The sequence below is a fragment of the Vibrio sp. 1457 genome (assembly GCF_033340195.1).
GTDB classification, from domain to species: Bacteria; Pseudomonadota; Gammaproteobacteria; order Enterobacterales; family Vibrionaceae; genus Vibrio; species Vibrio alginolyticus.
The window spans coordinates 85,182-99,272 of record NZ_JAWOWA010000006.1 but is presented as its reverse complement, the minus strand read 5'-3'; the positions used below and the strand labels follow the sequence as shown (position 1 = coordinate 99,272).

The 14,091-nt window shown below is 46.1% G+C and carries 13 protein-coding genes; 7 read left to right on the top strand and 6 right to left on the bottom strand.

Going from position 1 to position 14,091, the window contains the following annotated elements; genetic code table 11:
• The first annotated feature begins 13 nt into the window (after positions 1-13).
• From R7Z41_RS08480 to R7Z41_RS08470, 3 genes are all read left to right on the top strand, one after another.
• Positions 14-700, top strand: a complete 687-nt coding sequence (locus tag R7Z41_RS08480; RefSeq protein ID WP_017634413.1) for a potassium channel family protein — start codon at positions 14-16, stop codon at positions 698-700.
• Positions 693-1,841, top strand: a complete 1,149-nt coding sequence (locus R7Z41_RS08475; RefSeq protein ID WP_005386936.1) for an AI-2E family transporter — start codon at positions 693-695, stop codon at positions 1,839-1,841. The genes R7Z41_RS08480 and R7Z41_RS08475 overlap by 8 nt, the downstream gene beginning before the upstream one ends.
• A 216-nt stretch (positions 1,842-2,057) precedes the next feature.
• On the top strand, positions 2,058-2,729 hold the full coding sequence (locus tag R7Z41_RS08470; protein WP_017634411.1) for a DUF2057 domain-containing protein: 672 nt from the start codon (positions 2,058-2,060) through the stop codon (positions 2,727-2,729).
• Between the two features lie 59 nt (positions 2,730-2,788).
• Here R7Z41_RS08470 and R7Z41_RS08465 read toward each other — a convergent pair whose 3' ends face one another.
• Positions 2,789-3,235 carry an RDD family protein gene (locus R7Z41_RS08465; RefSeq protein ID WP_047102393.1) on the bottom strand — a complete coding sequence of 149 codons (447 nt, stop codon included), beginning with the start codon at positions 3,233-3,235 and terminating at the stop codon, positions 2,789-2,791.
• 180 nt (positions 3,236-3,415) lie between these two features.
• Positions 3,416-4,180 carry a ferredoxin--NADP reductase gene (locus R7Z41_RS08460; RefSeq protein WP_017820554.1) on the bottom strand — a complete coding sequence of 255 codons (765 nt, stop codon included), beginning with the start codon at positions 4,178-4,180 and terminating at the stop codon, positions 3,416-3,418.
• Positions 4,181-4,390: 210 nt separating this feature from the next.
• On the opposite strand from R7Z41_RS08460, the gene R7Z41_RS08455 reads away from it, so the two are divergent.
• Positions 4,391-4,843 carry an acyl-CoA thioesterase gene (locus R7Z41_RS08455; RefSeq protein WP_005374933.1) on the top strand — a complete coding sequence of 151 codons (453 nt, stop codon included), beginning with the start codon at positions 4,391-4,393 and terminating at the stop codon, positions 4,841-4,843.
• Positions 4,844-6,065: 1,222 nt separating this feature from the next.
• On the opposite strand, the gene R7Z41_RS08450 is transcribed toward R7Z41_RS08455, so the two are convergent.
• Positions 6,066-6,284 (bottom strand): VF530 family DNA-binding protein, encoded by a 219-nt coding sequence (locus R7Z41_RS08450; RefSeq protein WP_025768615.1) that lies wholly within the window; start codon positions 6,282-6,284, stop codon positions 6,066-6,068.
• Positions 6,285-6,416: 132 nt separating this feature from the next.
• Between R7Z41_RS08450 and R7Z41_RS08445 the strand changes: the two genes are divergently transcribed.
• On the top strand, positions 6,417-7,340 hold the full coding sequence (locus R7Z41_RS08445; RefSeq protein WP_017447210.1) for a LysR family transcriptional regulator: 924 nt from the start codon (positions 6,417-6,419) through the stop codon (positions 7,338-7,340).
• Here the strand turns inward: R7Z41_RS08445 and R7Z41_RS08440 are convergent.
• The gene (locus tag R7Z41_RS08440) at positions 7,337-7,627 is read right to left on the bottom strand and encodes a putative quinol monooxygenase (RefSeq protein WP_005374925.1); all 291 of its coding nucleotides are present in this window, start codon (positions 7,625-7,627) and stop codon (positions 7,337-7,339) included. The genes R7Z41_RS08445 and R7Z41_RS08440 overlap by 4 nt on opposite strands.
• A 69-nt stretch (positions 7,628-7,696) precedes the next feature.
• Positions 7,697-8,350 (bottom strand): oxygen-insensitive NAD(P)H-dependent nitroreductase NfsB, encoded by a 654-nt coding sequence (locus R7Z41_RS08435; protein ID WP_005384588.1) that lies wholly within the window; start codon positions 8,348-8,350, stop codon positions 7,697-7,699.
• A gap of 167 nt (positions 8,351-8,517) precedes the next feature.
• On the opposite strand from R7Z41_RS08435, the gene R7Z41_RS08430 reads away from it, so the two are divergent.
• Positions 8,518-9,981, top strand: a complete 1,464-nt coding sequence (locus R7Z41_RS08430) for a helix-turn-helix transcriptional regulator (protein ID WP_170960398.1) — start codon at positions 8,518-8,520, stop codon at positions 9,979-9,981.
• A 129-nt stretch (positions 9,982-10,110) separates the two neighbouring features.
• Positions 10,111-12,768, top strand: a complete 2,658-nt coding sequence (locus tag R7Z41_RS08425; RefSeq protein ID WP_318136347.1) for an alpha-amylase family glycosyl hydrolase — start codon at positions 10,111-10,113, stop codon at positions 12,766-12,768.
• 84 nt (positions 12,769-12,852) lie between these two features.
• Here R7Z41_RS08425 and R7Z41_RS08420 read toward each other — a convergent pair whose 3' ends face one another.
• A complete protein-coding gene (locus R7Z41_RS08420) occupies positions 12,853-14,010 on the bottom strand; it encodes a D-alanyl-D-alanine carboxypeptidase family protein (RefSeq protein WP_104976414.1) in 1,158 nt (385 codons plus the stop codon).
• Positions 14,011-14,091 lie beyond the last annotated feature (81 nt).

Here is a 14,091-nt window from a genome sequence, read left to right as displayed (position 1 = left end):
AGTGAGAAGAGCCATGGTCATTGGTAAAAACCTCAAAAATATTAATGAAGAAAACAACTTCTTCTATCTAACCTTAGCACTAGTGATTTTGTTGCTAGGGAGTGCGATGGCACAAGTCGTAGGTGAAGGGACGATTGAACACATACTTCAGGCTTTCACGGTTCTGACGTTTATCGTCTGTTTTGCGAGCCTTCGCTTTGACAAAACCTGGTCTCGTTTCCTCTACAGCCTGTTTGGTGTTTGGGTTCTTGTGATTGTGATCAAGACCGTTTTCGACATCAGAGAGATGAATGTGGTGATGCTTGCCCTCACCTTTGCGTTCTTTTTCGGCACTTTTAAATCCATCGCAAGACAGATTCTTTTCACCGGCCATGTCAACAGCAACAAAGTCATTGGCTCGGTAGCGCTTTTCTTGCTACTTGGTCTGATGTGGGCGATTGCCTACCTCATTCTGCTTGAGTTTTCGCCTGAAGCCTTTACCGGTATGGAAGCGATTTCTTGGGGGCAGAACTTCTCCAATGCAGCGTATTTCAGTTTCGTTACCTTAACCACGCTCGGTTATGGCGACATTAGTCCTCTAACACCACTGGCTCAAGTCGTGGTGTATTTAGAGGCCATCACAGGTGTTTTTTATATGGCGATTGTTGTTTCAAGTCTCGTCAGTTCTAACATTGATCATCAGGTAAACAAAAATGGATAAACAATCGGTAAAAATCGACAGTAAGCTTTTCATCAGTAATATGGTGGAATCAGCAATACGCATTGGCTTGATCTTTGTCTTGCTGATGTTTACGTACGACATCATCAAACCCTTCATACTTCCGGTTATTTGGGGCGCTATTATAGCCGTCGCTTTAATGCCGCTTACCCAAAAATTGCAGCGTGTATATGGTGGTCGCAGAGGTCTGGCAGCCACAACCATTGCTTTACTTGGTATTGCCCTCCTTGTCACGCCACTTGTTATGGTATCAGGCTCCATTGTGGATGGTGCAACGCACGCGCTTGAAGTACTACAAAATGGACAAGTGAAAATACCAGGGCCAAAACCTTCCGTAGCGGATTGGCCTATCGTGGGTGATAAGCTCTACGAAGTGTGGACCCTATTCGCTACTAATCTTGAGCAAGCGATTCAAACCTTTATGCCACAAATAAAGGCAGGACTCACATCTTTACTGGGTACACTTGGGGGCGTATTGGGAAGTTTACTGCTTTCAATCTTGTCACTTGCGATTGCAGCAGGTTTCATGACGTACTCTGAATCTGCAGCATCAGGCCTAAGAACCATCGCGATTCGAACCGCTGGTGAAAACGCAAAAAGCTGGACCACGCTTATCGCTGCGACAATTAAAAGCGTACTGCTTGGCGTAGTCGGTGTAGCGGCGATTCAAGCACTGTTGATCGGTGCTGGTTTCTTCGTATTTGGCGTTCCCGCAGCAGGTTTACTCACACTGCTTCTAATGATCTTGTGTATCGCTCAGCTCCCGGCGTTGCTCGCTGTGCTACCTGTGATTGGCTTCATGTACATGACCCAAGACACCTCAACAGCAACCATGTTTACTGTTTGGGTCGTAGTTGCTGCTCTTTCTGAAAACCTGTTCAAACCAATGTTAATGGGACGTGGCGTCGACGTGCCAATGCCTGTGATTCTGCTCGGTGCCATCGGTGGTATGCTTTTCTACGGCATCGTTGGTCTGTTCTTAGGTGCCGTTATCCTAGCAATTTGGTATGAGTTATTTGTTTGGTGGTTGAGCATTGAGAAAGCACAACAGCAAGAAGAAATGGCAGAACAACAAGACGCTTCTGATGACCAATCAGAACCTGGACACGGTGCTGGCATTTAATAAATCAATAAGTTAGAAAGAAATTTAATCCATAACTTATGATATCAAACCGCTGCATTTCAGCGGTTTGATTCTATTTGGATCACAGTTTCGTCGTAATAAATGCGATAAAAATGACGTTCTTGTTAAATTTTCATACTTATTACACTTGGGAGTTGCAATCGGGCAATGAACGATGCACTCTCGATGACCACTAATTTGCTTAGGATAAAAACAATGAAATTGATCAAGCCTTTAACTTGTGCGCTTGCTCTCGCAATGAGTGGCATGGCATTCGCAGATGTAACCGTGAGTGTTCCTGACAACGTTTCAGTATTAGCGGCTAACGGTGAAAAAGCAGATCTTTCGGGTGGTTTTTTCGCCTCTGAAAGAACACTGACGTTACCTGATGGCCTTAACCAAGTCGTATTTCGTTTCGCCCCTTACTTCAACCAAGGTAATGACCGTTTAAGTGTTGAAAGCGATGTTATCGTTACACGATTTGACGCGACCAATGCCGAACTCACTCTACAAATGCCAGAATACCGCAACCTACGTGATGCGGAAGAGAAGATCAAAGACTTAGATTGGAAACTGGTTGATGATTCTGGCAACGCAATCGCGGTTGACCAAGACAAGTTGCTCAAACCGGGTATGCAAATCGGTCGTGATTACGTACGTGAAATCGAAGATTATAACCAAGCTGGCGGTGCAGCAGCCGTGGCTTTTGCTGGCGCAGCAACCATGCAGCCAGTCACGCTTCCTGCAAAGGTTCCTGCGGATATGAAGCAAGTGAGAGCAACTGCGGTTAAAGCGGATTCGACAGCTGAAGAGATGCTGCACTTCTGGTACCAAAAAGCAGACGCAGAAACCAAAGCTCGCTTTAAGAAATATGTTAATCAACAGTAAATCTGGTTAACTTTATCGATATTAAAAAAGCCACTTCACGTGGCTTTTTTGATCAAAAATTAGGAAGCTTGGACAACTTTAGTATTGGCGATCAAGTCATGCAACAATCGTCGCTCCGGATGAAAGAACAACAATGCCAAATTTACCAACGGGATCCCCGGAATGAGCATCTCCAGCAAGTAGCTAATAACAAGCCTTAACCCTGCTGTAACTTTCGTTGCCTTACTATCATTTTTCATTACAACTTTAATACCAATCATGCGCATACCAATGGTTTGCCCATGACTCAATGCATTCCAGTTGATCATTAAAACCGTTGGTAAAGAAAGCAAGTAAAACGCCTGAGTTTCACGAACAAGCGTGAGGTTATCTGCTAAAGAGAGCTGAAAGTCGTTAAGAAAAGAGTTAATACTCAATGCAATTATTAACACGACCACCATCGTAAAGAGCAGGTCGATAAAACCAGCAATGATTCTCTGTTGCTTGCTCGCGATAAAAGCATACATGGACTTCAGTCACCTCAATGTAATTGGTTAAGCGAGAATGACTGAGTGTACAGACGCGCAATGGTGAGCGCAGTTTAGGTATTGCCAACATAATATTCAACTAAGAACATACTAAATCGCGGTCGTATCTCAAAAGTAATCATTACATCTTGAGCATAACCGTATCAATTTAACAAAACGCTACCAGTAACGTTCGTAAATGATATTTCCCCCAGTTTGATGGCGATACTTTTCCAAGCCTAGCTCTTGTAAAACGGGCACGGTATCTTTGATCATTTGTGGATTCCCACACATCATGACAAAGCTACGCTGAGCTGAGAATGGCGCATCAGCGGCGTTGGACAGTAAACCCGATTCGATGAGTTCAGGAATTCGGCCTTGTAATTTACCATCAACCACTTCCCTGCTGACTATCGGTATATACTTTAATCTGCCTTCATATCGTTGCTGAAGCTGTTCAATTAGGTATTTATAAACCAGATCTTTTTCGAAACGAACGGCATGAACCAGCACAATGCGCTCATTGTGAGGCGGTAAGTTTATATCATCCAGCAGCGACAAAAACGGTCCAATCCCCGTACCTGTAGATAGCAGCCACAGGTCATGAGCCTGTTTAGGAATAGAATCATGGATTAAATCGCCATGTGCGGTGGTACCGACATAAATGCTATCACCAGATTTAAGCTTTTGGAGCCGTGGAGAAAGTTGTCCTTGAGGGTCGGCTACTATTAGAAACTCCAACCAATCGAATTGCTCGCTTGGCGCATTAACCACAGAGTAAGCGCGGCTGATCGGCTTACCTTCATCATCAAGCAAAGCAAGCTTGGTGAATTGGCCAGCTTTAAAGGAAAGAGGCGCGCCAGATATTCTCAAACTGAACAGCTCACCTGTCCAATCGATGCGTTTCTCAACTCTTGCGAGGTTGAAACCTTTGAGTTCAATCATGAGACACCTCCTATCTGGTTACTCTTAGTTAAACTTACGCCTTCAACTCGATTATGTAAAGTTTCTGGTTTACATAATCAAACCACTATTTCATTTCACATTTTAAAAACAATTTTATTACATATTAAATGATTACATCTAGAATAAATGCTCAAAGTGATAAGTCGCGTCGCAATTTGTGGCAAAGCAGATGAAAAAGGAGCAATAGAAATGGACACACTGTTAAAGGACTTTCCCGTTATCACAGAGATAAAAGTCGCATGGGGTGAAATGGATGCTCTGCAACACGTTAATAACGTGGTCTATTTTCGCTACTTCGAGACCGCACGTTTAGATTACTTCAACAAAATTAACCTGCTGGTCGACCTGCAGACCTCGCAAATTGGGCCAGTACTGAGCGAGACTCAATGCCGCTACAAATTGCCTGTTACTTACCCAGACACGCTATTAGTCGGTTCTCGCGTAATCGACATGCAAGAAGATCGCATCACGATGGAGTACCAAGTGCTGAGTAAGAAGTGGGGTAAAATTGCGACCATCGCGACCGCCACTGGTGTGATGTTTGATTTTAAGAACAACGTTAAAGCTGCGATTCCAGATCACGTTCGCCAGTCGATTTTAGACTTGGAAGGAACCGTGGGTAGTACGCATCATTTGGAGTAGCAAGAAACGAGAGATTAAAGGCGAGGTTCCCGACAGCGCTCCTTCATCGCTATCGGGAATGATGCTGAGATACCATTCCAACTTACGCAATAAGAAAACTAGAGTCATTCTAATGAGCCTAAGTGAATCATTCGAAACCTCGCTAAACGTAACAGCAGCGCGACTCTTCCAGCCTACGCGATAAGAAAGCTACGTCATTCTAGCGAGCCATAGCGAGACTAAGAATCTACTTACCGCTTGCTGCAGACCATAAAGCCATGAATAAACTCAATACAATCTGAGAGTAGATTCTGAATCACGCTCGTTCCTCGCGGTTCAGAATGACGGTTCGAGTTTAACTCTGATCTCTACAAAACCATCCAAAAAAGCGATTCCAGAAGAACCTAAGTGAGTCACTCGGAATCTCGCTTTAGACGTATCAGCAGAGCGACTCTTCCAGCCGACGCGATAAGAAAAGCTGCGTCATTCTAGCGAGCCAAAGCAAGACTAAGAATCTACTTACCGCTTGCTGCAGACCATAAAGCCATAAATAAACTCAATACAATCTGAGAGTAGATTCTGAATCACGCTCGTTCCTCGCGGTTCAGAATAACAGTTCGAGTTTGGCTCTGAGCTCTACAAAACCATCTAAAAAAACGATTCCAGACAAACCTAAGTAACCATCCGGAATCTCGCTTTAGACGCATCAGCAGCGCGACTCTTCCAGCCTACGCGATAAGAAAAGCTACGTCATTCTAGCGAGCCAAAGCGAGACTAAGAATCTACTTGCCGCTTGCTGCAGACCATAAAGCCATGAATAAACTCAATACAATCTGAAGGTAGATTCTGATTCACGCTCGTTCCTCGCAGTTCAGAATGACGGTTCGAGTTTGGCTCTGACCTCTACAAAACCATCTAAAAAAGCGATTCCAGATAAGCCTAAGTGACCATCCGGAATCTCGCTTTAGACGCATCAGCAGAGCGACTCTTTCAGCCTACGCGATAAGAAAAGCTACGTCATTCTAGCGAGCCATAGCGAGACTAAGAATCTACTTACCGCTGCTGTAGGCCCATAGAGCTATGAATAGACTCAATACAAGCCTGAGGGTAGATTCTGAATCACGCTTTAAACGTAACAGCAGAGCGACTCTTCTAGCCTACGCGATAAGAAAAGCTACGTCATTCTAGCGAGCCATAGCGAGACTAAGAATCTACTTGCCGCTTGCTGCAGACTATAGAGCGGTTAGCAGAATGTCTCGATGTACAGCGCTTCGACTTTGTCTCTTGCCCATTGCGTTTTACGCAAAAACTTCAGAGAAGATTTGATCGACGGATCTTTCTTAAAACAGTTCACTCGAATGCGCTCATACAGGCCATTCCAACCAAAGTGCTCAACTAGTCGGGTGACGATTTTTTCTAAACTCAACCCGTGAAGTGGGTTATTCGGCTGCTGTTGGCTCATGCTATTGATCCGGTAAAGTGAAGTTGCGCGCTAATCTAACTCAAACTCGCCGTGCAACCTAATGTTTTAACCTTGAATTGCCCTACGACTCTCCCCTATAGTAGCCCAAACTTCATAAAAGCCCTTTTCACGATGAAAGCCCTCAACGACCTCAATATTTTTGTAGAAACAGCGCGCCAAGGCAGCTTTTCAAAAGCCGCTAACAGCATGGACATGACACCTGCCGCCATTAGCGCATCGATTAAGCGTCTTGAAGGGCAAATCGGTTTCCCGCTGTTTGTGCGTTCCACGCGAAGCCTGCGTTTAACCTCAGATGGCGAACTGTTTTTAGACAAAACCACGCAAGCATTGGCTACATTGCAAGAGGGGTTGGATCAGATCTCAAGTGCGCGTGGTGAGTTATCTGGTCAACTGCACATTACTGCGCCCTCCGATTTTGGTCGCAATATGTTGCTCGATTGGGTGGATGAGTTCATCGATCTCTACCCAAATGTTTCCATCAAACTAGAGCTGTCCGATAGCTTGACGGATATGTACACCAAGCCTGTCGATATTGCGATTCGCTACGGCGAGCCGGCCGACTCTAATCTGGTCGTGTTGGCATTGTGTGGGGCAAACGAGCGGATCTTATGTGCATCGCCAGAGTACGTAGCCACACATCCAGAACTCACCTCTCCTGCCGATTTAACGCAACACAACTGCTTGTGCTACATGGTCGCGGATTCGGTCTACAACAAATGGACGCTCACGCGTGACGGCGAGAAAGAACAAGTCGTGGTCAGCGGTAACTTGATGAGCAACGATAGTGACTTGCCACATCGGTTAGCGATCAAAGGCAAAGGCATTGCGAATAAATCATTGATGGACATTAGCCGAGACTTAATCGAGGGAAGATTGGTGCGAGTGTTACCAGAATGGGATTGCGGCCCAGTGCCGCTCTACATGGTATGTGCCGATCGTCGATTATTGACGCCAACGATTCGGACTTTCCGCGACTTTATCCAACAAAAATGCTGCCAGCAACGCGCCAACGTGCTGGCAACCTTCTGTCATTAGGCGATAAATCGAAGAGGACGAATCTGGGTATATTCAACCCAATCATTCTCTTCCAATGTTTCAAGAAACGTCGCCATATGCGGGCTTTGCAAATGCTTATCCAAGGCCTCTTGCGACGCCCAGATTTCTTGGAACATAAATAGGCCATCAACTTTTTCGTCGAGATACAACTCGTATTGGCAACAGCCTTCTTCTTTACGAGTTGGCTCTAGTAAACCAGCAAGCAAATTCACCACCTGATCCTTACTATCTGGATAGGCTTTCACTTCTGCGACTAAGTGGATCATCGTTTTATCACTCTTTTGCGATTTATATATTGATTACGGGGTTCTACGTCACCTGTAAGTAAGCTCGAATTAGATCTCGGTGAATACGGTTTCTGCGTCCCAGCGAGACTTTGGCGTTTTCGCGTTGAAGTCATCTTCCGCGTGGTAGCCAAGCGGCACGATCACAACACTGGTATAACCTTTTTCACGCAAGCCAAATTCTTCATCCAGCACTTTTGGATCAAACCCTTCAATTGGTACTGCATCAATTTCTAGCGTCGAAGCACCCAACAGCAACGTACCCACGTTGAGGTAAACTTGTTTCTCCATCCAATGGTTTGCATCTTTCAGATCAAAACGGTGCATGTTCACAAAGTAGCTACGACCACCGCGCACAGCCGCTTTCGCTTCTTCAGTTGGGAATCGACCATCTTTTTCTTCTTGCACCATTAGCGCTTCAATGTAGTCGTTATCGATGCCTGTTTTTGCACAAAACACCAATACGTGAGATGCGTTGAGAATCTTCGCCGCGTTAAACGCGTAATTCTCTTGCGCCGCTTTAGCGATGCGCTGTTTGCCTTCTTCTGTGCTTGCCAGAATGAAATGCCAAGGCTGGGAGTTCACACTCGATGGACTAAAACGAATCAGCTCTTTAACTGCATCGATTTTTTCTTGAGATAGCTTGCGCGTTGGGTCAAACACTTTCGTTGAGTAACGAGATTTTGCAGCTTGTACGATATCCATGAGGCTCTCCAATTAATGAGTTTAAGCTGAGTAACAGCATAACCTCATGAGATAAAGGGAAAAACCGATTTCGATTAAAAACATTTTCAAAATAAATTTGAAAATAAAACGATAAGAAAGGCTTTGAGCGTTCTCACTGGACTTCTTCATCTTTTCGGCAATAATGCATGTTTGCTCGCAACCAAACTCAACTCATGCTGCCTCAAGATAACGTTATTACATCCTTTCTGTGCAAAAAGCTCGGTCACAATCACCTTCGAATTGCCGGCGAATATTGGCACATTGAGAAGTTGGTGGCCTTGCAATGCATGATGTTGAAAGAAGCGCCTAACCTCCAAGAAGGGCTGCTTTGGTGGAGTAAAAGTGTCTCATTATTCGACCGCCGTTTGTACGTCACATTGCAGCATGGTGATGCCCAAATCCATCTGCAAGTCGAATGTAGAACGGGCGATATGCCAAATTGGGCGGAGTCGGTGTTTGGCTTGCTCAAAATGCAGTTGGAAATGCTTGAGTTAAGCGAATCAATACAGGTACAAGTTCACGCCAACAATCCACTCGCGGCCAATATTTTTCTAGTGGAAACGCGAGATTCTAAAACGAGTTCAAGCGTGTTTGAACTGGTGAAACATGTTTATTTGCTGCTTTCTCACCAACCAATTGAACAGCCAGAATTGCTGAGTGTTTTGAACGCCTTGTTCATCAAAAACAGTAATTACGCGCTCAAGTTAGAGCAAGCGGCAAGGCAACTGGGCGTCTCCAAACGCACCTTGCAACGTCGACTGCAAGAAAAGCAAATGAGCTACTCTCAATGCGTTGATTTCGCTAAAAGAAAGCAAGCACTCACTTTGCTTGCCGACACCCAACTCACAACGCAGCAAATCGCATATCAACTCGGTTATGAAGAACCATCGAACTTTCACCGCACTTTTCGCCGTTGGTATCCGTTTTCACCCATGCAGTATCGCCAACAATGTTTGGATAACCGAACTCAGCTAAATCAGCAACCGATCCGCTTGTACTACGCCAAAGCGAATACTTTAGCCGATCACGACATTGACCAACCCGTCGGTAGAATCTGGATGGAAGTAGATAATATTGCGTTTGAAAAAGTGGTCTCAGTTGAGTGTCGAGACCGTGATGGTGCATGGCGGCGCTATCCCGCCTTCTTCGAGCGCTTTTTAAGTCATGGCATCGAACTCTGGGCAACGACCGAACTTCCGGTAGCGCACCCCCTTACCTTTCGCCTTTGTTATGAAGTCGATGGGGAACGTTACATTGAGAATAACCACCAGCGTGATTACGTGGTTTCTAAGGGGCTTTTAATTGGCGCAACGGAATACATTGTCCCGACTCGGCAGCTTATTAATATTGGGGCGCAATACACGCTCTTTGTCGAACTGGCATGCCGACTTGAAAACGTTGCGAGGATTGACTGTTACGTCGATGATGCCCCTACACCTCACGTAATGCGCTTGACCCAACACTCGCTACATTATGCTTGTTGGGTGCTGCAATTATCGCTCACTCAAACTGCAAAGCAGTGCCGTTTCCGCCTTTATGATGAATCCGACAACGAGCTCGCGAAAGAGCATTACCCGATACAATATCCTATTGTGCAACCTCTCAATTAAAACTGTCGGTCAGATCAAAATCGTCTCTTCGTGACATCATATCACGTCTTTTTTGGCGTGAAATGACACTCTCAATTTCAAACCTTTGCTTTATCGTTTCTGCATTGCTGCATAACGGAGGCAAAGACCGTGTTTGAAACTCTACCTAACTCAATGAATAAAATAAAAATACTTCCTTTATCGATCGCTCTAGCTCTTTCTGGCTGTGGAAGCGACGAAACCGCACCAGTCGATACAGGCAGCCACGTGGCATCTCCTGATTGGCAAGATCAAATCATTTACTTCCTGATGATCGACCGTTTTAACGACGGCGACAGCGCTCTTAATGATCAAGGGCAAAACGAATTCGATCCGACTTCGGATAAAAAGTTCAGCGGCGGCGACCTCGTTGGCGTGAGTGATAAGTTAAGCTACATCGAAACTCTCGGTGCCACATCGATCTGGATTACTCCGCCAGTGGCAAACCAATGGTGGGATGCAGAACAAAACTATGGTGGCTACCACGGTTACTGGGCGCGTGACTTCCAAAAAGTGGATGAGCACTTTGGTGACATGGAAAGCTACCAAGCGTTAGCACGCGAAGTGCATGCGCGTAACATGTTCTTAATTCAGGACATCGTGACCAACCATGTAGGCAACTTCTTCACTTACGATGACCCATACAATTACGATCCTAGCCTACCTTACCAAGGTTTCCGTTTGATTGAAAATGCGCTACCAGCAGGACAAGAACTGCCTTACCCGCTCAACAAGAATGAGTGTAAAGAAGATGGCACAGGCAGCTACCACTGGACGCCAAGCATCACCGACCACAACGATCCGGTACAAGAAAAAACCTGGCAGCTCTCTGATTTGGATGACCTTAATACGTCCGATCCTGAAGTACGCGCTTATCTAAAAGAGAGCTACCGAAAATGGATTCGCGAAGTCGGCGTCGACGGATTCCGTATCGATACGGTGAAGTTTGTTGAGCACGATTTCTGGAACGACTTCCTGCACGCCGACGATGGTGTGATGACTCAAGCGGTTGATACTGGTCGCGATAACTTCCTGACCTTTGGTGAAGTCTTCGAAACATCTACGCCTTACAACACAGAAGGCGAAGAGAAGATGCTGACTTACATCGGCGAAAGCGGCTCGCCGGAGCAGTTAACCTCGGTACTGAACTTCCCATTGCAAGCGACCATGACGCGCGTATTTGCAGCAGGGCAACCGACCGATTACTTACGCTTCCGTCTTGAGAAAATGATGGAGATGTTCCCAAATCCATACATCATGCCGAACTTCATTGATAACCACGATATGCCGCGTTTTCTATCGCAAGGCAGTGTCAACGATATGAAGCAAGCTCTGATCACCATGATGAGCGTACCCGGTATTCCTGTGATTTACCAAGGTACAGAGCAAGCGATGCCAGCAGCGCGCGATGCGATGTTTGCTGGCGGTTACCGTGAAGACGGCGACTACGTAGATTCATTCGACCAAAACAGCGAGATGTACTTGTTCATCCAAGAGCTTGCTAAGTTACGTACCGAAAACAAAGTCATGACACGCGGCGAAATGAAAGTCATTGGCAGCGATAAAGCTGGTGCAGGTGTGTTCGCCTTTACCCGCACTTTGGATAACGACGAAGTCTTAGTGGTAATGAACACATCTAACTCTCCAATGTTGATGAACCAACTCGATGTAGAACAAGTTGGTGGCACCGTCTTCAAACAACAAATCATGTCGAACTGGGTAGACGCTCCAGAGCAGTTAATCGCAGATGAAAACGGTCACGTAACCCTTGAGCTACCAGCCAAATCTGCCGTGATTTACTCAAAAACTAACGATACCCAATCGGTAGATACCCCAGACCTCAACATACAACTGGCGCAGGATTGGGAAGGAAAAACCATCACTGGTGATATTGTTATCGCGGGTAGTGCGAACGCCAACGAGAAGTTGAACCTTGTCGTCGATGGTAACTTGGAAACAGCGCAAACCATTACTGTAGGTGCTGATGGTCAGTTTAGTGTCACGCTGTCGACTCGTCATTTTGCGATTGGCGAGCAACAGCACCGCTTCGCGATTTATTCCACCGAGAAAAAAGCAGGCATCGAGGACGTGAATTTTGTCTCCAACCTAAGCTGGTCAAACACGCCGGACGACACCATTGATGATGCGGGCGATGCACAAGACGGCGTGGGCGGCCCAAACGGCAACTACTCATTACCAACCGATCCAACATTCGATAAAAACAATAGCCAACTCGCAATCAACAAAGCTGAGGTATTTACCGTTGGCAGTAACGTACGTTTGACCTTCACTATGGACAACATCACCGACACTTGGTTGCCACCAAACGGCTTCGACCACGTAGGTTTCACCATCTTTATTGATTTACCTGAAGAAGCCGCAACTAACTTGTCTGAGCTACCGAAGATCAACGCTTCTATGCCAAGCGGAACCTGGAGTCGTAATGCGGTTGTTTTTGGCTGGCAAAGCTCGATTTACAACACCAAAGGAGCAAATGCGACGACATGGGGAGAAGCGGTCACGCCAGCACCAACAGTGACAGTAGACAAAGCCAATAACACTATTTCGATGGACTTTGCGAGTGACGCGCTGGGCCGCCCAGATTCGCTCGATGGTATCCGCTTCTATGTCACGACTTGGGACTTAGACGGCCTTTCGGCAACTTACCGTCCGCTAGAACAAGACAAAGGCCCTTGGAACTTCTCCGGTGGCGCATCGGATGAAAGTAAGATTTGGGACGATTTACCAATCATCACCTTGTCGGAATAAACCGTTAAATAAAACACCGCCCAGCGTTTAGCTGGGCGGCCATCAACAAAAAAATGCAGAAAGACACTTCTGCTCGTTTTTATTCTAGTTAAAGAACGATTTCACCCACAGCACCAGACTGTCCCAAAGCTGAGCGAACCACGAGCCCTCTTCTACCGCTTGGCTGCTGACCAAGGGATAACTCGCCACGGTACTGTCATCGCTTTTCCAAACGACCTTACCAATCTCATCTCCTTGCGCGATCGGCGCAATCAACGGTTCATTTAACACCACACTCTTATCAAGCCCAGCCGTCATTGAACGAGGCAGAGTGAGATAGGCATCTTTAGCAAAGATCGCCTCAACTTGATTAGCATTTCCCTTCCAAACGCGAACTTTAGACTCAACTTCCCCCTGTTTAGCAACTTGCTTGGTGTCATAAAAGCGAAAACCATAGCTGAGTAGATTCTTCGATTGGCTGATCCGAGCCTGTTTACTTGGCGTACCCATCACCACCGAGATAAGGCGCATTCTTCCTTCTTTGGCCGAGCTCACCAAGCTGTATCCGGCATTGCTGGTGTAGCCGGTTTTTCCCCCGTCGACATCAATGGAATTGTCCCACAACAACTTATTGCGGTTGTACTGCGTAATGTCGTTCCACTTGAAGACTTTCTCACTGTATAGCGCGTACACATCAGGAACATCGCTGATGATCGACTGCATGAGTCTTGCCATATCGGTTGGTGAGGTTTGGATGCCATCACTATCAAGACCATGGGAGTTCACAAAATAGGTGTCTTGCAGTCCTAATTTCTCCGCCCAACCATTCATCAAGGCAACAAAGCCGCGTTCACTGCCTGCAACATGCTCAGCCAGTGCAACGCACGCGTCATTTCCTGATTGGATGATCACGCCGCGCATTAAGTTCGCAACACTAATTTCATCTTTCGGTTTGATGAACATTTTAGAAGAACCGGGAAACTTGGCCGACCACGCGTTTTCGCTCACGGTGACAACATCATCCCATTTCAAACGCCCCGCTTTGATTTCTTGTCCAACTACATAAGCGGTCATCAACTTGGTTAAACTCGCCGGAGCAAGGCCTGCTCGCCCGTTATACTCGGCAATAATGGCACCGGATTGAAAGTCCATTAATACGTAGCCTTTTGCCTGTAACTGAGGTGGGTTGGGCGTAACAACGGCAAAAGTAGGTACGCTTATTAAACAAGTCACAATTGTCCATCGAGCCAGTGACACTTTCATCCGACTTCCTCCATGCTCTTACTTTGTCGCAACTCTATTGAGCATAGCTCACTCAACCAGTTGCACCAGTCGCTAATCGTT

Coding starts and splice junctions, on each gene's coding strand:
- R7Z41_RS08440 (WP_005374925.1), bottom strand. CDS start 7,627: ATGATCCACTTAGTCGCAGAAGTGAAAGCCTATCCAGATAGTAAGGAT.
- R7Z41_RS08435 (WP_005384588.1), bottom strand. CDS start 8,350: ATGGATATCGTACAAGCTGCAAAATCTCGTTACTCAACGAAAGTGTTT.
- R7Z41_RS08480 (WP_017634413.1), top strand. CDS start 14: ATGGTCATTGGTAAAAACCTCAAAAATATTAATGAAGAAAACAACTTC.
- R7Z41_RS08475 (WP_005386936.1), top strand. CDS start 693: ATGGATAAACAATCGGTAAAAATCGACAGTAAGCTTTTCATCAGTAAT.
- R7Z41_RS08420 (WP_104976414.1), bottom strand. CDS start 14,010: ATGAAAGTGTCACTGGCTCGATGGACAATTGTGACTTGTTTAATAAGC.
- R7Z41_RS08445 (WP_017447210.1), top strand. CDS start 6,417: ATGAAAGCCCTCAACGACCTCAATATTTTTGTAGAAACAGCGCGCCAA.
- R7Z41_RS08460 (WP_017820554.1), bottom strand. CDS start 4,180: ATGATTGAACTCAAAGGTTTCAACCTCGCAAGAGTTGAGAAACGCATC.
- R7Z41_RS08455 (WP_005374933.1), top strand. CDS start 4,391: ATGGACACACTGTTAAAGGACTTTCCCGTTATCACAGAGATAAAAGTC.
- R7Z41_RS08465 (WP_047102393.1), bottom strand. CDS start 3,235: ATGTATGCTTTTATCGCGAGCAAGCAACAGAGAATCATTGCTGGTTTT.
- R7Z41_RS08430 (WP_170960398.1), top strand. CDS start 8,518: ATGTTTGCTCGCAACCAAACTCAACTCATGCTGCCTCAAGATAACGTT.
- R7Z41_RS08450 (WP_025768615.1), bottom strand. CDS start 6,284: ATGAGCCAACAGCAGCCGAATAACCCACTTCACGGGTTGAGTTTAGAA.
- R7Z41_RS08470 (WP_017634411.1), top strand. CDS start 2,058: ATGAAATTGATCAAGCCTTTAACTTGTGCGCTTGCTCTCGCAATGAGT.